The 24807-nt window shown below is 72.3% G+C and carries 26 protein-coding genes; 12 read left to right on the top strand and 14 right to left on the bottom strand.

Features of this window, described 5'->3' with window-relative positions; genetic code table 11:
• Positions 1 to 330 precede the first annotated feature (330 nt).
• Positions 331 to 1866, top strand: a complete 1536-nt coding sequence (locus ABD091_RS04985) for a sensor histidine kinase (protein WP_343916046.1) — start codon at positions 331 to 333, stop codon at positions 1864 to 1866.
• On the opposite strand, the gene ABD091_RS04980 is transcribed toward ABD091_RS04985, so the two are convergent.
• The 3 genes from ABD091_RS04980 to ABD091_RS04970 form a co-directional block, all read right to left on the bottom strand.
• Positions 1795 to 2613 carry a response regulator gene (locus tag ABD091_RS04980; RefSeq protein WP_343916045.1) on the bottom strand — a complete coding sequence of 273 codons (819 nt, stop codon included), beginning with the start codon at positions 2611 to 2613 and terminating at the stop codon, positions 1795 to 1797. The genes ABD091_RS04985 and ABD091_RS04980 overlap by 72 nt on opposite strands.
• 131 nt (positions 2614 to 2744) lie before the next feature.
• A complete protein-coding gene (locus ABD091_RS04975) occupies positions 2745 to 3431 on the bottom strand; it encodes a response regulator transcription factor (protein WP_343916044.1) in 687 nt (228 codons plus the stop codon).
• Between the two features lie 17 nt (positions 3432 to 3448).
• The gene (locus tag ABD091_RS04970; RefSeq protein WP_343916043.1) at positions 3449 to 4936 is read right to left on the bottom strand and encodes a SulP family inorganic anion transporter; all 1488 of its coding nucleotides are present in this window, start codon (positions 4934 to 4936) and stop codon (positions 3449 to 3451) included.
• 65 nt (positions 4937 to 5001) lie between these two features.
• On the opposite strand from ABD091_RS04970, the gene ABD091_RS04965 reads away from it, so the two are divergent.
• Positions 5002 to 5400: a MerR family transcriptional regulator gene (locus ABD091_RS04965; protein WP_343916042.1), complete on the top strand. Its 399-nt coding sequence runs from the start codon at positions 5002 to 5004 to the stop codon at positions 5398 to 5400.
• A 4-nt stretch (positions 5401 to 5404) separates the two neighbouring features.
• On the opposite strand, the gene nhaA is transcribed toward ABD091_RS04965, so the two are convergent.
• Positions 5405 to 6586: a Na+/H+ antiporter NhaA gene (gene nhaA, locus ABD091_RS04960; protein WP_343916041.1), complete on the bottom strand. Its 1182-nt coding sequence runs from the start codon at positions 6584 to 6586 to the stop codon at positions 5405 to 5407.
• Positions 6587 to 6752: 166 nt separating this feature from the next.
• Positions 6753 to 6893, bottom strand: coding sequence for a hypothetical protein (locus ABD091_RS04955; RefSeq protein ID WP_343916040.1), 141 nt, complete (start codon positions 6891 to 6893; stop codon positions 6753 to 6755).
• 103 nt (positions 6894 to 6996) lie between these two features.
• On the opposite strand from ABD091_RS04955, the gene ABD091_RS04950 reads away from it, so the two are divergent.
• Positions 6997 to 8943: a thioredoxin domain-containing protein gene (locus ABD091_RS04950; RefSeq protein WP_343916039.1), complete on the top strand. Its 1947-nt coding sequence runs from the start codon at positions 6997 to 6999 to the stop codon at positions 8941 to 8943.
• A gap of 106 nt (positions 8944 to 9049) precedes the next feature.
• The gene (locus tag ABD091_RS04945) at positions 9050 to 9928 is read left to right on the top strand and encodes a DUF1353 domain-containing protein (protein WP_343916038.1); all 879 of its coding nucleotides are present in this window, start codon (positions 9050 to 9052) and stop codon (positions 9926 to 9928) included.
• Here the strand turns inward: ABD091_RS04945 and ABD091_RS04940 are convergent.
• Both ABD091_RS04940 and trhA read right to left on the bottom strand, forming a co-directional pair.
• Positions 9913 to 10311 (bottom strand): hypothetical protein, encoded by a 399-nt coding sequence (locus tag ABD091_RS04940; protein WP_343916037.1) that lies wholly within the window; start codon positions 10309 to 10311, stop codon positions 9913 to 9915. The two genes, ABD091_RS04945 and ABD091_RS04940, sit on opposite strands and share 16 nt — an antisense overlap.
• Positions 10312 to 10378: 67 nt before the next feature.
• Positions 10379 to 11098: a PAQR family membrane homeostasis protein TrhA gene (gene trhA / locus ABD091_RS04935; protein ID WP_343916036.1), complete on the bottom strand. Its 720-nt coding sequence runs from the start codon at positions 11096 to 11098 to the stop codon at positions 10379 to 10381.
• Positions 11099 to 11138: 40 nt separating this feature from the next.
• On the opposite strand from trhA, the gene ABD091_RS04930 reads away from it, so the two are divergent.
• From ABD091_RS04930 to ABD091_RS04915, 4 genes are all read left to right on the top strand, one after another.
• Entirely contained in the window at positions 11139 to 11924 is a 786-nt protein-coding gene (locus ABD091_RS04930; RefSeq protein WP_343916035.1) for an isoprenyl transferase, read from the top strand.
• A gap of 268 nt (positions 11925 to 12192) precedes the next feature.
• The gene (phoH2, locus tag ABD091_RS04925; protein ID WP_343916034.1) at positions 12193 to 13560 is read left to right on the top strand and encodes an RNA 5'-3' helicase PhoH2; all 1368 of its coding nucleotides are present in this window, start codon (positions 12193 to 12195) and stop codon (positions 13558 to 13560) included.
• Between the two features lie 269 nt (positions 13561 to 13829).
• Positions 13830 to 14492, top strand: a complete 663-nt coding sequence (locus ABD091_RS04920) for an aggregation-promoting factor C-terminal-like domain-containing protein (protein WP_343916033.1) — start codon at positions 13830 to 13832, stop codon at positions 14490 to 14492.
• A gap of 103 nt (positions 14493 to 14595) precedes the next feature.
• On the top strand, positions 14596 to 15309 hold the full coding sequence (locus ABD091_RS04915; protein WP_343916032.1) for a calcium-binding protein: 714 nt from the start codon (positions 14596 to 14598) through the stop codon (positions 15307 to 15309).
• Between the two features lie 6 nt (positions 15310 to 15315).
• Here the strand turns inward: ABD091_RS04915 and ABD091_RS04910 are convergent, their stop codons facing one another.
• Genes ABD091_RS04910 through ABD091_RS04900 form a run of 3 tightly spaced genes read right to left on the bottom strand, consistent with a single transcriptional unit; the run spans position 15316 to position 17551 of the window.
• On the bottom strand, positions 15316 to 16701 hold the full coding sequence (locus ABD091_RS04910; RefSeq protein WP_343916031.1) for a class II fumarate hydratase: 1386 nt from the start codon (positions 16699 to 16701) through the stop codon (positions 15316 to 15318).
• Entirely contained in the window at positions 16698 to 17387 is a 690-nt protein-coding gene (locus tag ABD091_RS04905) for a spermine/spermidine synthase domain-containing protein (protein WP_343916030.1), read from the bottom strand. Before ABD091_RS04905 ends, ABD091_RS04910 begins: the two co-directional genes overlap by 4 nt.
• A gap of 26 nt (positions 17388 to 17413) precedes the next feature.
• Positions 17414 to 17551 (bottom strand): hypothetical protein, encoded by a 138-nt coding sequence (locus tag ABD091_RS04900; RefSeq protein ID WP_343916029.1) that lies wholly within the window; start codon positions 17549 to 17551, stop codon positions 17414 to 17416.
• A 177-nt stretch (positions 17552 to 17728) separates the two neighbouring features.
• On the opposite strand from ABD091_RS04900, the gene ABD091_RS04895 reads away from it, so the two are divergent.
• Positions 17729 to 18583, top strand: coding sequence for a MerR family transcriptional regulator (locus ABD091_RS04895; RefSeq protein ID WP_343916028.1), 855 nt, complete (start codon positions 17729 to 17731; stop codon positions 18581 to 18583).
• Positions 18584 to 18617: 34 nt separating this feature from the next.
• Positions 18618 to 18821: a hypothetical protein gene (locus ABD091_RS04890; RefSeq protein WP_343916027.1), complete on the top strand. Its 204-nt coding sequence runs from the start codon at positions 18618 to 18620 to the stop codon at positions 18819 to 18821.
• A gap of 85 nt (positions 18822 to 18906) precedes the next feature.
• On the opposite strand, the gene ABD091_RS04885 is transcribed toward ABD091_RS04890, so the two are convergent.
• From ABD091_RS04885 to ABD091_RS04875, 3 genes are all read right to left on the bottom strand, one after another.
• Positions 18907 to 19239 carry a hypothetical protein gene (locus ABD091_RS04885; RefSeq protein WP_343916026.1) on the bottom strand — a complete coding sequence of 111 codons (333 nt, stop codon included), beginning with the start codon at positions 19237 to 19239 and terminating at the stop codon, positions 18907 to 18909.
• A gap of 133 nt (positions 19240 to 19372) precedes the next feature.
• A complete protein-coding gene (locus ABD091_RS04880) occupies positions 19373 to 21061 on the bottom strand; it encodes a fumarate hydratase (protein WP_343916025.1) in 1689 nt (562 codons plus the stop codon).
• Positions 21054 to 21431 (bottom strand): PLD nuclease N-terminal domain-containing protein, encoded by a 378-nt coding sequence (locus ABD091_RS04875; protein ID WP_343916024.1) that lies wholly within the window; start codon positions 21429 to 21431, stop codon positions 21054 to 21056. Before ABD091_RS04875 ends, ABD091_RS04880 begins: the two co-directional genes overlap by 8 nt.
• Positions 21432 to 21531: 100 nt before the next feature.
• Here ABD091_RS04875 and ABD091_RS04870 point away from each other — a divergent pair, with 100 nt between their 5' ends.
• Positions 21532 to 22176 carry a DUF1707 SHOCT-like domain-containing protein gene (locus tag ABD091_RS04870; protein WP_343916023.1) on the top strand — a complete coding sequence of 215 codons (645 nt, stop codon included), beginning with the start codon at positions 21532 to 21534 and terminating at the stop codon, positions 22174 to 22176.
• Between the two features lie 15 nt (positions 22177 to 22191).
• On the opposite strand, the gene ABD091_RS04865 is transcribed toward ABD091_RS04870, so the two are convergent.
• Positions 22192 to 23235 (bottom strand): LacI family DNA-binding transcriptional regulator, encoded by a 1044-nt coding sequence (locus ABD091_RS04865; protein WP_343916022.1) that lies wholly within the window; start codon positions 23233 to 23235, stop codon positions 22192 to 22194.
• Positions 23236 to 23528: 293 nt separating this feature from the next.
• Here ABD091_RS04865 and ABD091_RS04860 point away from each other — a divergent pair.
• Positions 23529 to 24807 (top strand): ABC transporter substrate-binding protein (locus tag ABD091_RS04860; protein WP_343916021.1); only part of this gene is annotated, 1279 nt, incomplete at its 3' end.

The following is a 24807-nucleotide window of genomic DNA, read 5'->3' as shown; positions in this document are numbered from 1 at the left end:
AGCGTGGCGAGAGGCCCCGGTGCTTTCCCAGACGCTGCGTGCCGTCCCGGGCACCCGTAGGACGTGGTTTCGCTGAGGTCGGTGCTCTCGCGCGAACCCCGCACGAAACCGCAGGAGCCCGCTCTGCTGCGCGGTCCGGCTCGAGAAGCCTGGGAGACGGCAGGGCCCGAGACCGGTGGTGGTGGCGGGCAGGTCCGGGAGGCCCCTGCTCCGTCGGTCTCGGCGGCCGGCACGTTCCGACGGTGGACACCGCTGCTGGGCCCGGGGTCCCGCCCACGCCTGCCGCGTTCTTCGACGAGCACGGGACACGTGCTCGGGTAGTTTCGCGACGTGGCGACGACATCGCCGAAGCGACGGATCACGAGCCACGTGCTCGGCTCCTTGGTGGCCGGACTGGGATGGTTCGGCCTGAGCGCCACGGTGATCTCCGGGCTGCCCCAGGTACCAGGTGTCGCCGTGGCGCTGCTCGGTGCCGACATCGTGCTGGTCGTGGTCCTCGCGCGTCGGCTCGATCTCCCGATCGCGATCACCGTCGGAGTGGCCAGCGCCGTGGCCCTGGACTGGTACGCCATCCCGCCGACCCATCGCAACCTGATGCCGGACGCCAGCAACACCCTGGCGCTGGGGTCCTACCTCCTGATGGGGTCCTTGCTCGGCGAGCTCGCAGTGCGCGCCCGGCAGCGGGCGGTGGACGCCGAGTCCGCGAGGCTGGAGCTCGAGGGTGAGCAGGCCGCCCTGCGCCGGGTGGCGACGCTCGTCGCACGCGAGACACCGTCCGCGGAGGTCTTTGCGCGGGTGACCGAGGAGGTCGGCCGCATCCTCGGCGTCGACCTGGCGCTGATGCTGCGCTACGAGACTGACGCCACGGCCACGGTCGTGGCCTCGTGGAGCAACGACCTGCCGTGGCTGGCGAGCGGTACCAGGCTGGTGCCCGACGGCGACAGCATCGCGGCGCGCGTACGGGACACCGGTACCTCGGCCGCCATCGCGGACTTCGCGCAGGTCACCGGTGAGCTCGCAGAGGTCCTGCGCGGCTACGGGGTGCGGGCCAGCGTCGGCAGCCCGATCATGGTGGCCGGTGGGGTCTGGGGGGCCCTGGTGGCGGCGTCCACGACGCGCAGCCTTCCCGACGACGGGGGGTCCCGGCTCAGCGAGTTCACCGAGCTCGTGGCCAGCGCCGTGGCCAACGCACACTCACGCACCGAGCTCAACGACTCCCGCCGGAGGATCGTGGCTGCCGGTGACGAGGCCAGACGTCTGATCGAGCGCGACCTGCACGACGGAGTGCAGCAACGCCTGGTCTCGCTCGCTCTCGGCGTGCGCCTGGTCCGTGACCTGGTTCGGGACGGAGAGGACGCGCGCGCGCACCTGGAGGCCATCGAGTCGGAGCTGACCGGCACCATGGAGGAGCTGCGCGAGCTGTCCCACGGCATTCACCCGGCGATCCTGTCCGAGGGCGGCCTCCGCCCCGCGGTGGCCGCCCTGGCCCGTCGCTCAGCCCTCCCCGTCGAGGTGGTGGTCTCGGGCACGGCTCACCGTGCCCCGGCCGAGGTCGAGGTCGCGGTGTACTTCGTGGCGGCTGAGACGCTCAGCAACGTCGCGAAGCATGCGGCCGCGAGCTCGGTGCGGCTGGAGCTGGCACTCGAGCCGCACCACGCTCTGCTGGTCGTCACCGACGACGGCCGCGGCGGGGCTGACCTCGGCGCCGGGACCGGGCTGGTCGGACTCGCCGACCGCGTCCACGCACTGGGTGGGGACCTCGAGCTGTCGAGTCCGCGGGGTCAGGGAACGACGCTACGCGTCCGGGTGCCCTGGGTCGGTCAGCCGGGAGACGCCGTCCAGGATCAGCCGGAGGGCTCCACCTGACAGCTGCTCCTTGGGGAGGAACCCGGCCGCGCCGCTCCCCGGCAGCAGCTCCCGCACCTCGTTCTCGCCGTGGGTCGACATCAGCACCACGACCGGACGGTTCGCCGGCGCGGTGGCGGCGATCCGACGCGCCACCTCGAGGCCGCTCTCGGAACCGAGGTGGAGGTCGACCAGGACCACGTCGGGGTCGGCCTCCTGCACCAGAGCGAGCGCATCGACCACGGTCCCGGCGACCCCGGCGACCTCGATCGTGTCCCGGGCCAGCACCCGGCTCGCCAGGTCCCTGAAGGGGGCGCTGTCGTCGACGATCACCACGCGGAGGGTCACACGTCCAGTGTCGAGGATCGCTGCGGCGGCGCCATTCCCGCTAGCGGGAAGAGGCCGCAGCGCCGCCCAGGCCCGTCGGCCCGCGGCCACGGTGGTGTGCACCGGGACGATGCCGCCCCACACCGGACCACCCAGCGGCCACAGCAGCGTGAGGACGAAGCCCAGCGGCCCGAGCTCGCACCCCTGGAGCATGGCCGCGACCGCGACGACGTGGGCGACCAGGACCTCCGAACCGGGGACGGCTGTGGCCAGGGCGTCTCCTCCGTGGGAGAGAGCCGCGCCGGCGAAGTTCTCGGCGGACTCACCCGCGAGCTGTTCGAGGACGATCCGGGCGATCGTCGCACCGGCGCCGCCGACGGGCACGCCCCAGAGGCCGAGGGACTGTGCTGACGCTGCTGATGCGAACGATGCGGTGACCATGACGGGCTCCGAACGAGCTGGAGGAACTGGACGCGTCCAGCCTCGCCGTGGTTCCCCTCGAGCGCGTCGCCGCTGCCCTCACTGTCGAGGCCCGGTCCGCCTCACCCCATGAGTTCCCGCTGGCCGGGGGGTCAGCGGGACCCGAGGTAGGTGATGACCGCCAGCACCCGACGGTGATCAGCCGGGGTGTCGTCCAGCCGCAGCTTCTGCATGACGCTCTTGACGTGCTTCTCCACCGTGCCCTCGGTCACCCAGAGACGTTCGCCGATGCCGGCGTTGGAGCGCCCCTGGGCCATCAGGTCCAGCACCTCGCGCTCCCGAGGGCTCAGGGCGTCGAGCGGGTCCTCGTGCCGGCGTGCGGCGAAGAGCTCCTGCACCAGCGCCGGGTCCACGACCGAGCCGCCGCGGGCCACGCGCCGGACCGTGTCGATGAAGTCCTCGGCGTCCACGACCCGATGCTTGAGCAGGTATCCGACACCGCCACCGGCGGTCAGCAGGGTGGTCGCGTGGTCCACCTCGACGTGCGCACTCAGGACCAGCACGGCCACGTCGGGGTGCTCGCGCCTGATCGTGTCGGCGGCCTCCAGTCCCTCGACCGTCTGGGACGGCGGCATCCGGATGTCGGTCAGAGCCAGGTCCGGGCGCTCGCCGCGGACCAGTCGCAGCAGCTCGTCCCGGTCGCCGGCCTCGCCGACGACCTCCATCCCGGCGCGCTCCAGGACGCTGACCAGCCCGGCTCGAAGGAGCACGTCGTCCTCGGCGACCACGACCCGCAGCGGCGGTCCCGGACTCTCGTTGGCACCGCGCGGGGTCGTCACGGTTCGAGTATGGACCGTCAGTGCGGCGGGAGCGACCCGCTGAGGCGTTCGTGCCGCTCTGCGCTCGAGGCGTTGAGCCCGACGATCTCGACGGTCGTCCCGCGGCGCTCGTACTTCGTCGTGATCGCGTCGAGGGCGGCGACCGTCGAGGCGTCCCAGACGTGGCTCTCACTGAGGTCGATGACGACCCGGTCGGGGTCCTCGGCGTAGTCGAACTGCGTGTAGAGGTCGTTGCTCGAGGCGAAGAACAGCTCGCCCGTGACGCGGTAGACGGCGGTGGCACGACCGTGCTCGTCCTCCACCAGCTCGCGGTGGGTCTCGGTCAGGTGGGCGACACGGCGGGCGAAGAGCGTCATCGCGACCAGGACGCCGACGACGACGCCGATGGCCAGGTTGTGGGTGGCGACGGTGACCACCACGGTCGCGACCATGACGATGGTCTCCGACCGCGGCATCCGGCGCAACGTCGCAGGGCGGATGCTGTGCCAGTCGAAGGTGCCGACCGAGACCATCACCATCACCGCGACCAGCGCCGCCATCGGGATCAGGGCGACGACGTCCCCGAAGCCCACGACCAGCACCAGCAGGAAGAGGCCGGCGAGGAAGGTCGAGACGCGGGTGCGGGCGCCCGAGGCCTTCACGTTGATCATCGTCTGGCCGATCATCGCGCAGCCGCCCATGCCGCCGAAGAAGCCGGTGATGACGTTGGCGGCGCCCTGGCCCCAGGCCTCGCGGGTCTTGTCGGACCGGGTGTCGGTGACGTCGTCGACCAGCTTGGCGGTCAGCAGCGACTCGAGCAGCCCGACCAGCGCCATCGCCACGGCGTACGGCGCGATGATGCGCAGCGTGTCGAGGGTGAGCGGGACGTCGGGCACGAACAGCGAGGGCAGGCTGTCGGGCAGGGCGCCCTCGTCGCCGACGTCGGGCAGGGCGAGACCGGCCGCGAGCGTGAACGCGGTCAGGGCGACGATGGCCACGAGGGGTGACGGCACGGCCCGGGTCACGCGGGGGAGCAGCACGATGACGGCGATGCCGATGGCGACGAGCGGGTAGACCAGCCACGGCACGCCGACCAGGTGCGGCACCTGGGCCCAGAAGATGAGGATCGCCAGCGCGTTGACGAAGCCGACCATGACCGAGCGCGGCACGAACCGCATCAGCCGGGCAACGCCGGCCACGCCCAGTGCGACCTGCAGCAGGCCGCCGAGCAGCACGGTGGCGACGAGGTAGTCCATGCCGTAGGTGCGCGCGACGGGGGCGATGACCAGCGCGATCGCACCGGTGGCCGCCGAGATCATCGCCGGCCGGCCGCCGAGGAAGGCGATCGAGACGGCCATCGTGAAGGAGGCGAAGAGGCCGACCCGGGGGTCGACGCCGGCGATGATCGAGAACGAGATCGCCTCGGGGATCAGGGCGAGGGCGACGACGAGGCCGGCCAGGACCTCGGTGCGCAGCAGGCGTGGGCTGCGGAGGGTCTCGCGGACGGTGGGGGCGTGGCTGGTCACGTGTCACCACTCAACCTCACGCAGCGTGAGGGTTGCCAATCGGCGGCGCGTGACAGGCTGCCTTCGTGAGCAAGGACACCACCCCGCGCACCATGCACATCGGCGAGGTCGCCGAGCGCACCGAGCTGTCGCTGCGCAGCCTGCGCCACTGGGACGAGGTCGGGCTGCTGCGTCCCTCGGCCCGCACCGAGGGCGGCTTCCGCCTCTACACCGAGCAGGACGTCGAGAAGATCCTGCTGATCCGCCGGATGAAGCCGCTCGGTTTCACCCTCGAGGAGATGGCCCGGGCCATACGTGACATCGAGACGGTGCTCGACGACGGGCCCGACACCGGGCCCGCGCGCGAGCGGCTGGCCGAGGTGCTCGCCGACGCCGCCACCCGCCGCGAGAAGCTGGAGCGGCAGCTGGCCATGGCCGACGAGTTCCTCGAGGTGCTGGGGGAACGGCTCGCACGCCGGGGCTGACCCGTCAGCGTCGGCGGGAGCGCACGCCGAAGAGAAGCGCGGCGAGGGCCGCGGCGACCACGGAGCCGAGGAGCACCCCGACCTTGGCCTGGTCGCCGAGCGGGCCCGTGGCCCCGTAGGCGAGCTCGCCGACCAGGAGCGAGACGGTGAAGCCGATGCCGGCGAGGAGGCTGACCCCGGTCAGGTCGGGCCAGCGCAGCTGGGGGTCGAGGTCGACACCGGACAGCCGGGTGACCAGGAAGGTCGCGCCCAGGATGCCCACCGTCTTGCCGACGACGAGCGCCACCATGATGCCCGCCGCCACGGGGCTGGCGGCCTCGCTGACGAGGCCGTCGAGACCTGCGACCGCGACGCCCGCCGCGAAGAAGGCGAACAGCGGGACCGCCACGCACGCCGACCAGGGCTTGAGCCCGTGCTCGAGCCGGGTGGCCGGCCCGAGGTCGGCGGCCGCCGCCAGCCCGTCATCGCTGCGGTCCGTGACCGGCCCGGCGAACACCGGGACCGTGAGCGCCAGCGCGACGCCGGCGATGGTGGCGTGCACCCCCGAGGCGTGGACCAGCGTCCAGGTGGTCAGCGCGAGGGCGACCAGCAGCCACGGCGACGGGAGGCGGCGTACGGCGAGCGCGAACGCGGCCGTGCCCGCCCCGCCGAGCAGGAGCATCGCCCCGTCGAGCCCGCTGGCGTAGCCGACGGCGATGATGGTGATCGCGATGAGGTCGTCGACGACGGCGAGGGTCAGTAGGAAGGTGCGCACCGCCACCGGCACCCGCGGCGCGACGACCGCGAGGACGGCGAGGGCGAAGGCGATGTCGGTCGCGGCCGGGACCGCCCAGCCGACGAGGGCGTCGGCGTCACCGCCGGTGAGGGTCACCACGGACACGAACAGCAGCACCGGCACGACCACGCCGCCCGCCGCGGCGACGACCGGGACCAGCGCACGACGGGGGTCGCGCAGGTCTCCGGCCACGAGCTCGCGCTTGAGCTCCAGCCCGACCACGAAGAAGAACAGGGCCAGCAGGCCGTCGGCCGTCCACGCCCCGAGACTGAGGTCGAGGTGCAGCGCGGCCGGGCCGACGGTCAGGTCGCGGAGCGCGGTGTAGGTGCCGCTCAGCGGCGAGTTGGCGGCGACCAGCGCCAGGACGGTGGCGCCGAGCAGGAGCAGGCCACCCGCGGGCTCGCTGTGCATCCACGCGGGGACGTGGGACCTCGGGCCAGGGTCGGGGGGGGCGGGCTCGGAGGGGACGGAACGGGAGGAGGTGTGCGACATCGGCAGATCCAGACGTGGGACCGCAGGCGCGGTCGGGGCGGCACGGACGCTGGGAGGCCGTCCCGTGGGTGATCTGCGGGACGGCTCAGGCCACGGGCCGCGGGCACCCGGCCTGCAGCGCACCCCAGGTCGACACGTAGCCGTTGGTGCCGGTCGCCGAGGAGGTCGTGCCGCGTCCCACCACGGGCACGTCGGCAGGCGCCGGACGAGTCGTGGTGGAGGGCATGAGACCGATTCTAGTGGCCCGACGGGCACCTGCCTCATCCCCGCACCGATCGTCCCCGCCGCGTGGGGCCGGGTGTCGGGGGGTCCTCGCTAGCGTGGAGGTGATGACGAACCGACTCGCGAGCGCCACGTCGCCCTACCTGCTCCAGCACGCCGACAACCCGGTCGACTGGTGGGAGTGGGGAAGCGGCGCCTTCGAGGAGGCGCGCCGGCGCGACGTCCCGGTGCTCCTCAGCGTGGGTTACGCCGCGTGCCACTGGTGCCACGTCATGGCCCACGAGTCGTTCGAGGACGACGCCACCGCGGCCTACCTCAACGACCACTTCGTCAGCATCAAGGTCGACCGCGAGGAGCGGCCCGACGTCGATGCGGTCTACATGAACGCGACGACCGCGATGACCGGCCACGGCGGCTGGCCGATGACGTGCGTGCTCGACCACGACGGCAACCCCTTCTTCGCCGGCACCTACTTCCCCGACCAGCCCCGGCACGGCCAGCCGAGCTTCCGCCAGGTGCTCGGCGCGATGGTCGACGCGTGGGACAACCGCGCCGACGACGTACGACGGGTCGCGGCCAACCTGCGCGACCACCTGCGGCAGCCGCTCGCGGCGGCGCCCGCCCCGGTCGGCCGCGACATCGTCGAGCGGGCCGTCGCGCTGCTCGCCCGTGACTTCGACGCCGACCGCGGCGGCTTCGGCGGAGCGCCGAAGTTCCCGCCGTCGATGGTGCTGTCGTTCCTGCTGCGTGAGGGGTCCGGGCCCGCGCGCGACATGGCCGCCCGCACCCTGGAGGCCATGGCGAGGGGCGGCATCCACGACCAGCTCTCCGGGGGCTTCGCGCGCTACAGCGTCGACGCCGACTGGGTCGTGCCCCACTTCGAGAAGATGCTCTACGACAACGCGTTGTTGCTGCGGGCCAACGCCGAGTGGGGCACCGACCTCGGCGTGTGGGCGGCCGAGGGCATCGCCGACTTCCTGATGACCGAGCTGCGCACGACCGAGGGCGGGTTCGCGTCCGCGCTGGACGCCGACTCCGAGGGCGCCGAGGGCACCTACTACGTGTGGACCCCGGCCCAGCTCACCGCCGTGCTCGGACCCGACGACGGTCCGTGGGCGGCCCGCTGGCTCGGCGTCACCGAGGCCGGGACCTTCGAGCAGGGGACCTCCGTCCTCCAGCTGCGCGAGGACCCGGACGACCTCGTGCGCTGGTTCGACGTCCAGCGCCGGCTCCGGGCCGCACGCGGCGAGCGCGAGCGACCCGCCCGCGACGACAAGGTCGTCGCCGCGTGGAACGGACTCGCGATCAGCGGCCTGTGCGTCGCCGGAACCCTGCTCGAGCAAGGCTCCTACGTCGACGCGGCGGTGGCTGCCGGGGAGCTCCTGTGGGACGTGCACGTCGTGGACGGGCGGCTGCGCCGGGTGTCGCGCGACGGCAGGGTCGGCGCCCCGGCCGGCGTGCTGGAGGACCACGGGTGCGTGGCGTCGGGCTTCCTCGACCTGCTCCAGGCGACCGGCGACCCGGTGTGGCTGACCCGCGCGGAGGCCGTCCTCGACGTGGCGCTCACGCACTTCACGGCGGGGGACGGCGGCTTCCACGACACGGCGGACGACGCCGAGGCCCTGGTCGCCCGGCCGCGTGACCCCTCCGACAACGCCTCGCCGAGCGGGACCTCCGCGATGGTCCACGCGCTCGCGACCCACGCCGCGCTGACCGGCTCGGGCCGCCACCGGGACGCCGCCGAGGCCGCGCTGGCCTCGGTCGCAGCGCTGTGCGAGAAGGCCCCCCGCTTCGCCGGCTGGTCGCTGGCGGCGGCGGTGCCGATGCTCGACGGGCCGGAGGAGGTCGCGGTCGTGGGACCGCCGGGTCCGGAGCGCGACGCCCTCGCGCTGGCCGCCCGGCGCCGGCTCGGCGCGGTCGTGGTCGTCGCCGACGGCGAGTCGAACGCGGTCCCGCTGCTGGTCGGCCGGGTCCCGGTCGAGGGCCGCCCGGCGGCGTACGTCTGCCGGGGGTTCGTCTGCGAGCGACCGGTCACCGACCCGACCCAGCTGTAACGCCGGGTTGCGGCTTGTTCCCCCCACGCCATACCACCGGGGGAACAAGCCACAACCCGGCGTTACAAGCCGCTCCGCTGTCCCCGCGCGGTGCCAGAGTGAGGCCATGCAGGTCTCTCGGGTGACGCCCCAGCTCCACCGGTTCCACGACGGGGGTACGCCGAGCGAGCCGCCCGACCGTGGCGCCGCCCCGCGGATCGTGCTCGAGCGGCTGACCGAGCGCGGTGCGGAGGAGTTCCGCCTCGAGCGCCGGATCGGCTACGACGACCGCGAGCTCGGCGAGCTGCTGGTTCCGGCCGACGGCGCCTTCCGCACCGACCTGACGTCGGTCCCGTGGCTGTTCACCTGGCTGGTCCCCAAGACCGGCGCCCACCTGCCCGCCGCACTGCTCCACGACGGCCTGGTCGGCGGCGCCGACGGCCCGGCGTCCTACGTCTCGACCGAGGGCCACGTCGTCCACCGCGACGTCGCAGACCGGGTGTTCCGCGACGCGATGGCCGACACCGGCACCGGTCCGGTGCGCCGCTGGCTGGTGTGGACGGCCGTGGCGACGGCCACGATCTTCGTCGGCAGCGGCGGCTGGTCGCGCGCGCGGACGTGGGCCCACCGCGTCGCCGCGGCCACGACCATCGCGGTCGTGGTCGTCGTCGGCACCCTGGCCACGGTCGACCTGCTCGACGCCGGCGTCGCGCTTCCGTGGATGGGCGAGCGGCCCTGGTGGAGCGAGCTGGTCGGCGGCGCGGCGGGTGCGGTGGCGATCCCCTTCCTGCTCGGCCTGGCATGGGGCCGGTTCCGGGTGGCGGGCGCCGTCCTGGGGGTGCTGCTCGCGCTGCTGCTCCACGTGACCGTGGCGCTGCTGCTGCTCACCGGCCTCTACCAGGCCGTCGAGCGGCTCGCCCGCGCCTCACCCACGCTGGGCGCCGTGCTGGGCGGCAGCGCCGTGGCCGCCGCGTTGATGGTGTTCGCGACCTACGCGCTCTTCTGACCCAGGCCCATCTCGAGGAGGAGCCGCGCGGCGAAGGTGTCCGACGGCAGGTCGCGCAGGAGCAGGTCGAGGCCGGTGTGGAAGGCGACGGCGACCAGCCCGAGCGCCAGCGCGCCGACCGCGGCGGAGCGGAGCCGGCCCTGCGCGACCGTCTCGCGCCGTACGGCGAGGTCACGGGCCCGGTGGAGCCAGCCGGCGAGGGACGCGGCGACGACGGCGGAGACGACGCTGGCGAAGGCCGCACCGACGATGCTCCCGAGCAGGCCGAGGCGGTCGCTGAGCGCGGCCGCCGTCGCGGCGGCGACCGAGCCACCGACCAGCTGCGGCACGGAGAGGTCGATGGTGCGGGTGCGTTCGTGGGTGGGGGACTCGTGCGTGGGCATCGGAGGTAGGACGAACGCGACCCCCTCGCGGATTCCCGTCGTGAGCGGACTCACGTGGGACGCAGGCTCAGCGCAGGGAGTAGGTCGCCAGCGACACGCCGACGTAGTGGGTGACGAAGGCGAGGATCGTGAAGGTGTGGAAGACCTCGTGGAAGCCGAACCAGCGAGGGGACGGGTCGGGGAACTTCGTGCCGTAGACGAGTCCGCCGAGGGTGTAGAGGCCACCGCCCACGATGATGAGGACGATGACGGCGGTGCCGATGGCGTCGCCCAGCGACATCGCCCCGTCGATGAACCCGCCGAAGAAGAACACCGGCGCCCAGCCGAGCGCGATGTAGACCGGCGCGGAGAGCCACCGGGGGGCGCCCGCCCAGAAGAGCTTCATCAGGACGCCCGCGAGCGCTCCACCCCACGAGATCGACAACATCAGCCACTGGTCGCGGCCGTCGAGCAGCAGGATCGCGAACGGCGTGCACGACCCCGCGATCAGGACGTAGATGTTGGAGTGGTCGAAGCGCTTGAGGAAGCCGTGGACCCGCGGCGACCAGGTCCCGCGGTGGTAGATCGCGGAGACGGTGAAGAGCACCAGGGCAGAGGCCGCGAAGATCGTCGACCCCAGCCGCGTGGCCGCCGTCGGCGAGAGCACGATCAGCACGATGCCCGCGGCGAGCGTGAGCGGTGCGTTGACGAGGTGGAGCCACCCGCGCAGCTTCGGCTTCAGCTCGGCGGCCACCTCGGCAAGGTTGTCCGCGAGGTTGTCGAAGCCGTTCCGGACCTGCTCGCGCATGTCGACAAGGGTAGCGACGAGGGGGTCTACGCTGGACATCGTGGGGACGACCAGACGAGTGAAGGACGCCGTACGTCGGCGCCTCTACCCCGCCTACGAGGCTCGGATGGTCCGCTCGCTGCCCGCCGACAAGCTGCCCAAGCACGTCGGCGTCATGCTCGACGGCAACCGCCGCTGGGCCAAGGCGGTCGGGCGCGACACCGCCCACGGCCACCGCACCGGCGCGGCCAACATCGAGCCGCTGCTCGACTGGTGCGACGAGGTCGGCGTCGAGGTCGTCACGCTGTGGCTGCTCTCGACCGACAACCTCAACCGCGCCCACGAGGAGCTCGAGCCGCTGCTCGAGATCATCGAGGAGGCCGTCGCGACCCTCGCCGACGAGCGCCGCTGGCGCCTCCACCCGGTCGGCGCGCTCGACCTGCTGCCGGCGGCGACCGCGGCGCGGCTCAAGCAGGCCGAGGACGACACCCGCGACGTCGACGGCATCCTGGTCAACATCGCGGTGGGCTACGGCGGTCGCCGCGAGATCGCCGACGCCGTGCGCTCGTTGCTGACCGAGCACGCAGCGCTCGGCACGAGCCTCGAGGAGCTCGCGCAGCTGATCGACGTCGAGCACATCGCCGACCACCTCTACACCAAGGGCCAGCCCGACCCCGACCTCGTGATCCGGACCTCGGGCGAGCAGCGGCTCGGAGGCTTCCTCCTGTGGCAGAGCGCGAGGTCGGAGTTCTACTTCTGCGAGGCCTACTGGCCCGACTTCCGCCGCGTCGACTTCCTCCGCGCGATCCGGGCCTATGCCCAGCGCGAGCGTCGGTTGGGTCGCTGAGCGGACGTTACGCAGGCTTCACCCTGCGTTCGGGCGTGTCGCCCCGGATCGGCTCCCGGGCGGGCGTACTTTCCGAGTCATCGGCAGGTGGGGAAGCCGGCCGAACCGGGAGGCAGTTCGTGAGCAGTCACGACCGACACGCGTGGTGGAGATCCCGCCGCGCGCCAGGGGGCCGGCACTCCGGTCCACCGCGCTCTCCCCGGTCCACGTAGCAGGACAACACGGACCGGGCGAGGAGTGCGCGCGCCGGTCCCCGAGGGGTGACACCGTGCCCAACCAGGCCAGCAAGACCCAGGCGCCCGCCAGCTCGCGCAAGAAGACCCCGAGCACCTCAGCCCCCGCCAGCCGCACCTTCGTGCTCGACACGAGCGTGCTCCTGGCCGACCCGGCGGCGCTGCGGCGCTTCCACGAGCACCAGGTCGTGCTCCCGGTCGTGGTGATCACCGAGCTGGAGGGCAAGCGTCACCACCCCGAGCTGGGCTACTTCGCGCGCTCGGCGCTGCGGATGCTCGACGAGCTGCGGGTCTCCCACGGTCGCCTCGACGAGGCGGTGCCGATCGGCGACGAGGGCGGCACGGTGCGGGTCGAGCTCAACCACACCGACGCGGCGTCGCTGCCGAGCGGCTTCCGGCTGGGCGACAACGACACCCGGATCCTCGCGGTGGCGCGCAACCTCGCCAACGAGGGGCACGCGGTCACGCTGGTGTCGAAGGACCTCCCGCTGCGGATCAAGGCCTCCGCCGTCGGGCTGCCCGCGGAGGAGTACAAGGCCGAGGCGGTCAGCGACTCCGACACCGGCTACACCGGCATGTCCGAGCTCGACGTGACCGCGGCCGACCTCGACGAGCTCTACGACGACGGCACCCTCGACCTCGACGCCGCGCGCGACCTGCCCTGCCACTCCGGGTTGGTCCTGCTCTCCGAGCGCGGCACGGCGCTGGGCCGGGTCGGCCCGGACAAGCTGGTCCACCTCGTGCGCGGGGATCGGGAGGCGTTCGGGATCCACGGCCGCTCCGCCGAGCAGCGGATCGCGCTGGAGATGTTGCTCGACCCCGAGGTCGGCATCGTCTCGCTCGGTGGCCGGGCCGGCACGGGCAAGTCGGCACTGGCGCTCTGCGCCGGCCTCGAGGCCGTGCTCGAGCGCGGGCAGCACAAGAAGGTCGTGGTCTTCCGGCCGCTCTTCGCCGTGGGCGGCCAGGAGCTCGGCTACCTCCCCGGGTCCGAGGCGGAGAAGATGGGGCCGTGGGCCCAGGCGGTCTTCGACACCCTCGGCGCGATGGCCTCGCGCGACGTCATCGACGAGGTGCTGGCCCGCGACATGCTCGAGGTGCTCCCGCTGACCCACATCCGCGGCCGCTCGCTCCACGACGCCTTCGTCATCGTCGACGAGGCCCAGTCGCTCGAGCGCAACGTGCTGCTGACGGTGCTCTCGCGGATCGGTGCCAACTCGAAGGTGGTGCTGACCCACGACGTGGCCCAGCGCGACAACCTGAGGGTCGGCCGCCACGACGGCATCGTGGCCGTGGTCGAGAAGCTCAAGGGGCACCCGCTGTTCAGCCACACCACGCTGACCCGAAGCGAGCGCTCGCCGATCGCCGCCCTGGTGACCGAGATGCTGGAGAACGTCACGCTCTGACGCGCGTCCTACGCCGGCCCGGGGTCCGTGACCCGGGGCCGGCGTGACGTGTGTGACCTGTGGTGCTGGTGTGCTGGTGTGTGATCCAGATTTCACGCATTTCCGCGGCGTTCGGTTTGCATCAGCCACCTGCCTCCTGCAGGGTGGCTCGTGATCAATTCGTGACCTTGGCGGATCGGGCCCCCGAGGAGCTCACGGAGCCGGGTGCCTGCACCCCCCCGCACCACCGCAGCACTCGACCCTGTCGTCTACCCCCGATATACCTCCCCATGCCCCTGTCGAAGTCCCGCCGTACGCCCAGGTACGCCCCCAAGCACCGCACCGTCCGTGAGCGCACGCTCGCCCAGCAGGCGCAGCGCACGGTCGTGCGCAACGCCGCTGTGCTCTCGACCGCCGCCGTGGCCGCCACCGGTGTGGTCGTCGCGGGCGGGGTCGTCAACGGTGACGACGTCACCGCCGCGACCATGAGCTCGTCGGTCGACGACGCCACGACGGAGCCCCTGACCCGGGCCGAGCTCGACGAGGGCCGTGACCTGCTGTCGCGCTCGGACAGCCGCGACCGCAAGGACGAGGTCAAGGAGGCCTCCCTCGACCAGTCGCAGGGCGGTGCCGTCACCGGCAGCGAGAACCTCGACGCCTCCGACCCCCGTGACATCGCGCGAGCCCTGCTGCCCGAGTACGGCTTCTCCGCCGACCAGTTCAGCTGCCTCGACGCGCTCTACGTCAGCGAGAGCAACTGGCGCGTCGACGCCGACAACCCGTCGTCCTCGGCCTACGGCATCCCGCAGGCGCTGACCGAGACCCACGACATGCCCGCGGGCTACTTCACGTCGGCCGAGGTCCAGATCCGCTGGGGTCTCGACTACATCCAGGACTCCTACGGCTCGCCGTGCAGCGCGTGGGAGTTCAAGCAGTCCAACAACTGGTACTGACGCAGGAGGTCCGGTCCGGGGGTGGTCAGGTCAGGGTCTGCGACCTAGACTCCGGGGCGCAGCAGCCCACTCGGTAGCCCCCCGACCGACGAAGGACCCCCCCATGACTCGCACCCCCCTGCGAGTGATCTGCGGCATCGCCGCGGCGCTCGCCACCACGCTCGCCACCGTCATCGCCCTCGTGGCCCTCGGCCCGGCCGCCACGGCCGACCAGCCCGAGGGCTACGGCCCGATCCACCCGTTCGACGACTCGATCATGCCGGACGACGGCCCCCAGCCGAAGGTGACCGGCCACCAGGCGCTCATCCTCCGCACCACCCACGGCTACCGCTTCATCTCCGGGGCCCAGGGCGCGCGGCTCCGGATCAAGGTCGTGGGCGACCGGCTGCGCTTCCGCGACACCGGCCTGTGGTCGTGGAAGTCGCTGCCTGACTCCTGCCGGAAGGTCCGGGTCAGCCCGGGCAAGGCCGCCTCCTGCGCCATCCCCGACGGGGCCAGCACCGACGACCCGGTCCTCCTCGAGATCCGTCCCCGCCTCGGCAACGACCGCGTCGACGGACGCGGACTGCCCGCACGGTTCCAGATGGCGGTGCTCTCCGACGCCGGCCGCGACACGGTCTTCGGCGGTCGCGGCAACGACTACCTCGGCGGCGCGACGGACGGCGACCGGCTCTTCGGCGGTGCCGGCAAGGACTGGATCCGCGGTGGTGACGGACGCGACCGCATCAACGGCGGCATGCACGGCGACTGGCTGGTCGGCATGGCCGGCAAGGACCGGATCAAGGGCGGCGCCGGGGCCGACCGCGTCTTCAAGTGAGGATCGTCAGGGACGGGTCATCGACGCCACGTCGAGCGCGGCGTCGAGCTGCTCCTCGGTGAGCTCGCCACGCTCGACGTAGCCCATCGCCACCACGGTGTCGCGGATCGTGGCGCCGTCGGCCATGGCCTGCTTGGCGATCCTCGCCGACTCCTCGTAGCCGATCAGCCGGTTGAGCGGCGTGACGATCGAGGGTGACGACTCGGCATAGGCCCGCATCCGGTCGACGTCGGCGGTGATGCCGTCGACGCAGCGCTCGGCGAGCAGTCGGGTCGAGGTGGAGAGCAGGCGGACCGACTCGAGCACGTTGCGCGCGAGGACCGGCATCATCACGTTGAGCTCGAAGCTCCCCGAGGCCCCGGCCGCGGTCACGGTGGCGTCGTTGCCGACGACCTGGGCGCAGACCATCAGCGTCGCCTCCGGCAGCACCGGGTTGACCTTGCCGGGCATGATGCTCGACCCCGGCTGGAGGTCGGGCAGCCGGATCTCGGCCAGGCCCGTCGTCGGACCGCTGGCCATCCAGCGCAGGTCGTTGCAGATCTTGGTGAGGCCGACCGCGATCGTGCGCAGCACGCCGCTGAGCTCGACCAGCGAGTCGCGGGTCCCCTGCGCCTCGAAGTGGTCGCGGGCCTCCGTGAACGGCTGGCCCGACAGGTCCGAGAGCGCCGGGATCGCCGCCGCCGCGAAGCCTTCCGGGGTGTTGATCCCGGTGCCGACGGCGGTGCCTCCCAGGGGCAGCTCGCGCACGCGGGGGAGCACGGAGTCGAGCCGCTCGCCGGCGAGCGCCAGCGTGGCGGCGTACCCGCCGAGCTCCTGGCCGAGCATCACCGGCGTCGCGTCCATCAGGTGGGTGCGACCGGACTTCACGACGTCCGCGAGCTCCTCGGCCTTGGCGGCGAGGCTGTCGTGGAGCACCCGCAGCGCCGGCTGGAGGTCCTCGACGACCGCGAGCGTGGCGGCGACGTGGATCGCGGTGGGAAAGGTGTCGTTGCTCGACTGGCTGGCGTTGACGTGGTCGTTCGGGTGGACCTCAGTGCCGTCGGCCGCGGCGAGCGAGGCCAGTACCTCGTTCATGTTCATGTTGGAGCTGGTCCCCGACCCGGTCTGGAAGACGTCGACCGGGAAGTGGTCGCCGTGCTCACCGCTCGCGACGGCCCCGGCCGCCTCCTCGATGGCCCGGGCGCGTGCCTCGTCGATGACCCCGAGCTCGCGGTTGGCCCGCGCGGCTGCCTGCTTCACGAGGGCGAGCGCGCGGACGAGGCGCGGCTCGAGCGGGGTGCCGCTGATCGGGAAGTTCTCCACGGCACGCTGCGTCTGCGCCCGCCACAGGGCGTCGGCGGGCACCCGCACCTCGCCCATGGAGTCGTGCTCGGTCCGAAAGTCGTCGCTCACGCGTCGACCGTACCCACGAGCAGCCAGTAGTCCTCGTCACGGTCCTGGAGCCGCACCGGGTGGGGCACGGCGTCGACCTCGGTGAACACCTCTGCCAGCGCCCGCTGCAGGTCGTCGGCCTCGTCCATCGACCACACCACCACCGCCCCGCCCGGTCGCAGGACGCGGCGTACGTCGGTGAGGAAGGGCGTGCGGTAGAGCGCGGCGTTGGCGTCGTGGACGAGGTAGCCGGGTCCGTTGTCGACGTCGAGGAGCACCAGGTCGTAGGTCGCCTCACCGGCCTCGGCCAGCGCTGCGGCCACGTCGGCGACGACGACCCGGGCGCGGGCGTCGGCGAGCACGGAGGGGCCGTGGGGGACGGTGCCGTCGCGCATCCAGCCGACCAGCGCCTCCTCGATCTCGACGACGGTGCAGCGCTCCACGCGGAGGTCGGCGAGGACGCGGTGGGCGGTGAAGCCGAGACCGAGGCCGCCGACCAGCACCTCGCGGGGCTCGGCCACGAGGTCGAGCGCGGCGGCCGCCAGCGCCTCCTCGCTCGTGAACTCGGCGTTGTCCATCACGAACACGCCGTTCGCCCGGAGCTCCACGACCGGAGTCGCGCCCTCCTGCCGCCGCTCGCGCAGCACGAGCTCGCCGCGCGGGGACTCGGCGCGGGCGAGCTCGACGTAGTCCATCGGCTGGTCCACGGCGCACACGCTAGCCGGGCGGCTCGTCAACGATGGCGCTCGACGCAGGTCGACACGAGCGGGCCGGTGGTGGTGAAGCGGTCGCTGCAGGCCGGGTCACGCTGGGTGGTGCTGCTGGCGGCGGGGGTGATCGCGAGGATGGCTCCGACGACGGACGCTGCCACGACCAGGACGCCTGCTGGCGCTCGCCAGCCCGCTGTCGTCGGCACGTCTGCGGTAGCGGTGGACATGGGGGCCAGCCCTTCGTCGTCGGCCCCGGTTGAGCCGTGCTCGTCACACCTTTCCACTACCCGGGACAGAATGTCCAATGTTTGTCCAGACCTTCGGGTATCCTCGCAGTCATGTACACGGTGAGCAGGGCAGGTGTGCTCACGGGTGTCCCAGCCGCCACGCTGCGCAAGTGGGAGCAGCGCTACGGCGTCGTGGCGCCTGCGCGCACCGAAGGCAACTACCGCCTCTACGACGACGAGGCGATCCGACGGTTGAGCGCCATGCGCGACCTGGTCGACGCGGGCTGGTCGGCCCGTGACGCGGCGCGCCAGGTCCTCGACCGCACGAGTGTCTCCCCGCCCCGTCCGCAGGCCGGGGCGACCACCGGCGACCTCGGGGCGCTCACCCGCTGCGCCGTGGACTTCGACGCGCTCGGCCTCCACCGGCTCCTCGACGAGGAGCTCGCTGTCGGGGAGCCGACGGACGCCGTCGACGGATGGCTCCTGCCGTCCCTCGCGAAGCTCGGCGAGGCCTGGGCTCGCGGTGAGGTCAGTGTCGCGGGCGAGCACTTCGCAAGCGCCGCGGTGCAGCGCCGGCTCTCGCGCCTCTACGACGAGGTGCCGCCCGCGCCGGTCGACGCGCCGCGCATTGTCGTGGGGCTGCCGCGGGGCTCGCGCCACGAGCTGGGCGTCCTCGCCTTCGCCGTCGTCGCCCGGTCCCGGGGTCTCGACGTCACCTACCTCGGCAGCGACCTCCCGGTCGAGGCCTGGGTCGCCACGACGCGCGCGGTGGTCCCGCGGGCGGCGGTGGTGGGGGTGCCGCTCGTCGAGGACCTCCCCGCCGCCCGGGAGCTGGCCGGTGCGCTGGCCCCGCTGACGCAGGTCCTGCTCGGCGGCGCCTATCAGGACCGGGTCGAGGGGGTCGAGCCGTTGGGCCACCGCCCGGGGGCGGCCGCTGCCGACCTCGCCCTCCGCCTCCACGGCTGAGGTCGCCTCACCACCGGTCCGACACAGTGGACCCATGAGTCGTCACGACGAGCAGGACGGTCAGGTCTCGGAGGTCGGTAACCTCGACGAGGCCGACGCGGACACGCCGATCCAGCCGGACCAGTCGGTTGCCGGCGCCCCTGACGCCGAGAGCGGCGAGGTCGACGAGGGGCCTCAGGGTCCAAACGCCCGACCTGAGTGGGAGGACGACCCCGGGGACACCGACACCCGCTCGTAGCGCGCGTCGGTCTCCGAGGACGAGGAGCGGTCCGCGCCTCCCTCGGGGACGGGAGGCGCGGACCGGTGCTCGTGCTCGCCGGTCGTCAGCGACCCGGGCACCACGGGTAGGTGAACAGGCTCGACGAGCCGGCGCGGTGGTCGGCGAGGATCAGCGACAGTGGCAGCGGGTCAGGCACTCCGCTGATGTCGGCCCCGTCGCGGACGCCGACCCCGAGGGAGACGGCGGTCTCGATGGCGAGGCCGTCGCGGGCGACGTCGTCGAGGAGGCCGGCCGACTGGAGGGTCTTGATGCCCGCCTTCATGCACGAGGTGTCGGGCTTGGCGGCCTCGGCCGGTGACGCGGTGAGGACGGCTCCGGTGGCGGCGACCGCGATGGCGGCGGTGGCGGCGGCGAGGCGGGTGCGGGCTCTGGTCATGTCGACTCCCTTGTCGAAGGTTTGTCCAATGCTTGAGTCCAATGCATCACGCTCGGGCGCACTTGTCCACAGTTTGTCCCAGGTTTGTGGACGTGGTCTGGCCGTGGGACGTCCGCTGCTCGAAGGTCTCGGCCTACTCCGCGGAGCGGACCCGGATGCCGGTGAGCGGGACGGTGACCGTGCCGGAGGGGTCGGTGAAGAAGTCGTTGCCCTTGTCGTCGACGACGATGAAGGCCGGGAAGTCCTCGACCTCGATCCTCCAGACCGCCTCCATGCCGAGCTCCTCGTACTCGAGGACCTCGACCGAACGGATGCAGTCCTGGGCGAGGCGGGCGGCGGGGCCGCCGATCGAGCCGAGGTAGAACCCGCCGTGGGCCTCGCACGACTCGGTGACGACCTTGCTGCGGTTGCCCTTCGCGAGCATCACCTTCGACCCGCCCGCGGCCTGGAACTGCTCGACGTAGGAGTCCATCCGGCCGGCCGTGGTCGGGCCGAACGACCCCGACGCCATGCCGTCGGGGGTCTTGGCGGGCCCGGCGTAGTAGACCGGGTGGTCGCGCAGGTAGGAGGGCATCTCCTCGCCGGCGTCGAGCCGCTCCTTGATCTTGGCGTGGGCGATGTCGCGCGCCACGACGAGCGGTCCGGTGAGCGAGAGCCGGGTCTTCACGGGGTGCTGCGTGAGCTCGGCCAGGATCTCCTCCATCGGCTGGTTGAGGTCCACCGGCACGACCTCGCCGCCCGAGATCTCCTCGGACACGCCGCCGTCGGGCATGTAGTGGGCCGGGTCGGTCTCGAGCTGCTCGAGGAAGACGCCCTCGGCCGTGATCTTGCCGAGCGCCTGGCGGTCGGCCGAGCACGAGACGGCGATCGCGACCGGGCAGGAGGCCCCGTGGCGGGGGAGGCGGACGACGCGGACGTCGTGGCAGAAGTACTTGCCCCCGAACTGGGCACCGATCCCGAAGGCCTGGGTCAGCGTGAAGACCTCCTCCTCCAGCGCGAGGTCGCGGAACCCGTGGGCATCCATCGACCCCTCGGTCGGCAGGTGGTCGAGATAGTGGGCGCTCGCGTACTTCGCGGTCTTGAGCGCGTACTCCGCCGACGTGCCGCCGATGACGACCGCGAGGTGGTAGGGCGGGCAGGCGGCCGTGCCGAGCGAGCGGAGCTTCTCGTCGAGGAACTTCAGCATCCGCGTGGGGTTCAGGATCGCCTTCGTCTCCTGGTAGAGGAAGGACTTGTTGGCCGAGCCGCCGCCCTTGGCCATGAAGAGGAACTTGTACTCAGGCTTCCCACCCGGACCGGTCGGCGTGGAGTAGAGCTCGATCTGGGCGGGGAGGTTGGACCCGGTGTTCTTCTCCTCGTAGGTCGTCAGGGGGGCCAGCTGCGAGTAGCGGAGGTTGAGCTTCGTGTAGGCGTCGAACACGCCCCGGCTGACGGCCTCGGCGTCGTCGGCGCCGGTGAGCACGCCCTCGGACTTCTTGCCCATCACGATCGCGGTGCCGGTGTCCTGGCACATCGGGAGCACGCCGCCGGCGGAGATGTTGACGTTCTTGAGGAGGTCGAGCGCCACGAAGCGGTCGTTGCCCGACGCCTCGGGGTCGTCGATGATCCGGCGCAGCTGGGCGAGGTGGGCCGGCCGCAGGTAGTGGGCGATGTCGTGCATGGCCTCGGCGGTCAGCCGTCGGATCGCCTCGGGGTCGACCTGGAGGAAGGTCCTGCCGTCGACCTCGAAGGTCGAGACCCCCTCGTCGGTGATCTTCCGGTAGGGCGTGTCGTCGGCGCCCAGGGGGAGCAGGTCGGAGTAACGGAACTCGGCTTCACTCACCCGTCGAAGGGTAGTCGCCCTCCTCGCGCCGCTTCTGCTCGGCCGCCCTGCGCCGTTGCTCCTCCGCGCGCTCGCGGACCTTGCGCAGGAACTCCGCGTCGGCCCCGGGGTCGGCCGCCGCCATCCGGCCGGGGCGGTCGTACTCCGGGAAGTCGGGCACCTCCCGCTCGTACGCCGACCGGCGGCCGCGGACGCCCGTGGGGCGTCCGGCGACCAGCCACGCGACCGACCCGGCCAGCGGGAAGAACAGGATCAGCAGGATCCACCAGACCCTGCCGAGGTGTCGCACCTCGTCGTCGCGGCTGGTGACCGCCTCGACCAGGCAGAAGACCATGAGGACGAGTGGGAGGACGTAGAGCAGCAGACGCATGGCAGGAACCCCCGTGCCGGACAGGCCGCGCCACGACGGTGCGGGCAGGACGGAGGCTAGGGGACCCGGACGCCGCTGTCCGGCGTCTAGGCTGACTCGCATGGCAGGACCGCTCGAGCCCCAGCCCCGTCCCGGCGACCCCTCGCAGCTGCGCATCTCCGACGCCGACCGCCACAAGGTCGCCGACCTGCTGCGCGACGCCGCGGGGGAGGGCCGCATCGACATCGAGGAGCTCGACGAGCGGCTCGAGGCGACCTACGCCGCCAAGACCTACGCCGACCTGGTGCCGATCACCATCGACCTGCCGGCCCACCCCCAGCAGTCGGCGCCGGCCGTGCCCCGCAGCACCGCCCCGGTGACCTCGACCTGGGAGAACTCGGTCTCGATCATGGGCGACTGCACGCGCAAGGGCGCGTGGCTGGTGCCGGAGCGGCACAACGCCTTCGCGCTCATGGGCGGCATCACCCTCGACCTGCGCGAGGCCACCTTCGCGGCCCGCGAGACGGTGATCTACGCGAACGCCGTGATGGCGGGCATCGACATCGTCGTCGACGCCCGCACCCACGTCGTCGTCGAAGGGGTCGGGATCATGGGCGCGTTCGACCAGGGGCGCGACAAGGTGCCGGCCGAGGTCACCGCGGACTCACCGGTGGTCAGGGTCAAGGGCGTGGCGCTGATGGCGGGCGTCACGGTCACCCGCAAGGGCCCGCCCGGCGCGCTGAAGCGCAAGCTCCTCGGTCACTGACGGGTCCCCGGCCGGTCACCCGTCGAGCGGCGCGGCCGTGGTGCCGCGCACGACCAGACGGCTCGGCAGCACGGTCGAGCGCTCGGGCCGGTCGCCGCGCAGCAGCGCGACCACCAGCTCGGCGGTCGAGGTGGCCTGGGCGGCGACCCCCTGGTCGACCGTCGTGAGGTCGAAGAGCTCGGCGAGGGGATGGCCGTCGACGCCGACCACCGACATCTCGCGCGGCGCGTCGACCCCGCGCTCGCGCAGCCGCTGGAGCGCAGCGACGGCGAGCTCGTCGGAGTAGGCGAAGACCGCGGTGGGCCGCTCGGGCAGGTCGAGCAGCGCGTCGACACCGTCGGCGCCCGCGCGGACCCCGAAGGGGCGGGTCACGACGTACTCCTCGGGCAGCGGGCACCCGGCGGCCGCCAGCGTGTCGCGGAAGCCGCGCACCCGCTCGACGTCGGCCGACCAGCGGGTGCCCTCGGTGTCGCTGGTGCGGACGAGGGCGATGCGGCGGTGGCCGAGGTCGAGGAGGTGACCCACCGCGAGGCGCGCGACCTCGTGGTCGTCGACGCGGACGTGGGGGCAGTCGCGCAGCCGGCCGCCCGCCACCACGACCTCGGCGCCCATCAGGTCGAGCCGCTTCTCCTCCTCGGCGAGCACCGGCATCGCGACCAGGACGACGGCGTCGACCTTGCGGCGCGAGGGCAGGTCCCGGAAGAAGGTGCTCCGCGCGGTCACCCCGTCGACCTGGTAGACGAGGACGTCGAGGCCGGCCTGCCGCAGCCGGGCCTCGAGGCCGGCGAGCATCGCGGAGTAGAACCAGACGTCGGCGCGCGGGACCACGACCGCGACGCGTCCGGTCTCGCGGCGGGCCAGGCGCGAGGCCTCGGGGGAGACGACGTAGGAGAGCTCGTCGGCGATCGCACGGATCCGGTCGCGCGTCTCCTGGCCGACGCCCGGCAGGTCGCGCAGGGCGCGCGACACCGTCGCGATGGACACGCCGGCCCGAGCGGCGACGTCGGCCATGTTGGCCGGCGTCCCCTCGCGCGACAGGCCCTCCGGCGGGGTGCTCACCCGGGTCAGGCTACTCAGGTCGTAAACGTTTGCGCCAGACCCCTTGACCACGAACTGTGACGTGGGCCACGATGGGCACGTAAACGTTTGCTCAACCCGGGGCCGGTCCGCAGGGCCAGCCTGACAACAGCAGCATGAGGGCGACGCCGCGGACAGGGGACCGTTGCCACTTCGTTATCGGCCATCGTCCCGCGAGGCCGTCTCGACCGTGGACAACCGTCACAGACCCGGAGTATGACTGAGGTCACACGTCGGCGCCGACGGCGTCGCCCCCGACACCGAGGAGTCAATCCATGAGGACGAGGAGCATGCGCCGCGTGGCGGCGTTCGGCATGGCCGCAGCGGTCGCGACGACCATGACCGGCTGCCTGGCAGGCGGGGGTGACGAGGAGGCCGGCGGCGACAACGAGGTGCTCGTCTGGGTGTCCGTCGACCCACCCGTGGTCGAGGGACTTCAATCCGCCCTCGATGCCAAGGCGCCCGACGGCGTGTCGATCAAGGTCCAGCGCGTCGACGACATCAACTCGCTGATCATGCAGCGCATCCAGGCCGGCGACGTCCCGGACATCGCGCTCATCCCCCAGCCCGGCGTGGTGAAGGACGTGGTCGCCCGCACCGACACCGTCGCCCTCGACGACGTCCTCGACATGGACGCCCTCCAGGAGACGATGACCCCCGGCACGCTCGAGGCCGGCACCGTCGACGGCGAGCTGCGCGGTCTGCTCGTCAGCATGAACATCAAGTCGCTGGTGTTCTACAACAAGAAGGCCTGGGACAAGGCCGGCTACCAGGCGCCGGAGTCGATCGACGAGCTCAACCAGCTCACCGAGCAGATCAAGTCCGACGGCGGCACCCCGTGGTGCATGGGCATCGAGTCCGAGGCGGCCACCGGCTGGCCTGCCACCGACTGGTTCGAGGACCTCGTCATGCGCTATGGCGGCGCCGACGTCTACAACCAGTGGGTCGCCCACGAGGTCCCGTTCGACTCCGACGTGGTCCGTCAGGCCGCCGGGGAGTTCGAGGAGCTGATGTTCACCGACGGCAACGTCCTCGGTGGCCGTCAGTCCATCCCGAGCACCAACTTCGGCACCGCCGGCAACCCGATGTTCAAGGCCGAGCCCGAGTGCTGGCTCTACAAGCAGGGCTCGTTCATCACGGGCTTCTTCCAGGAGAGCGGCGGCGTCAAGGACCTCGACGCAGAGGTCGGGGTGTTCGGCTTCCCGCCCGCCGAGGCTGGTGGCGACAACCCCGTCCTCGGTGGTGGTGACCTCGCGGTCATGCTCTCCGACGACGACAACACCGCCGCGGTGATGAACCTGCTGGCCGACCCGACGATCGGTGAGGAGGCGGCGCCCAACAGCTCCTTCATCTCGCCCCACACCACGTTCGACGCCTCGCTCTACCCGAACGACCTGACCCGCGACATCGCCAACGTGGGCTACGACTCGACGGCCTTCCTGTTCGACGGGTCAGACCAGATGCCCGGCGAGGTCGGTGCCGGCTCGTTCTGGAAGGAGATGACGGCGTGGATCGCGGACCAGCAGGACCTCGACACCACGCTGAAGAACATCG

This window comes from Nocardioides aestuarii, from assembly GCF_039527245.1.
In the GTDB taxonomy this organism is placed as follows: Bacteria; Actinomycetota; Actinomycetes; order Propionibacteriales; family Nocardioidaceae; genus Nocardioides; species Nocardioides aestuarii.
The sequence above is the reverse complement of the archived record's forward strand: the minus strand, read 5'-3'. Positions and strand labels throughout refer to the sequence as shown.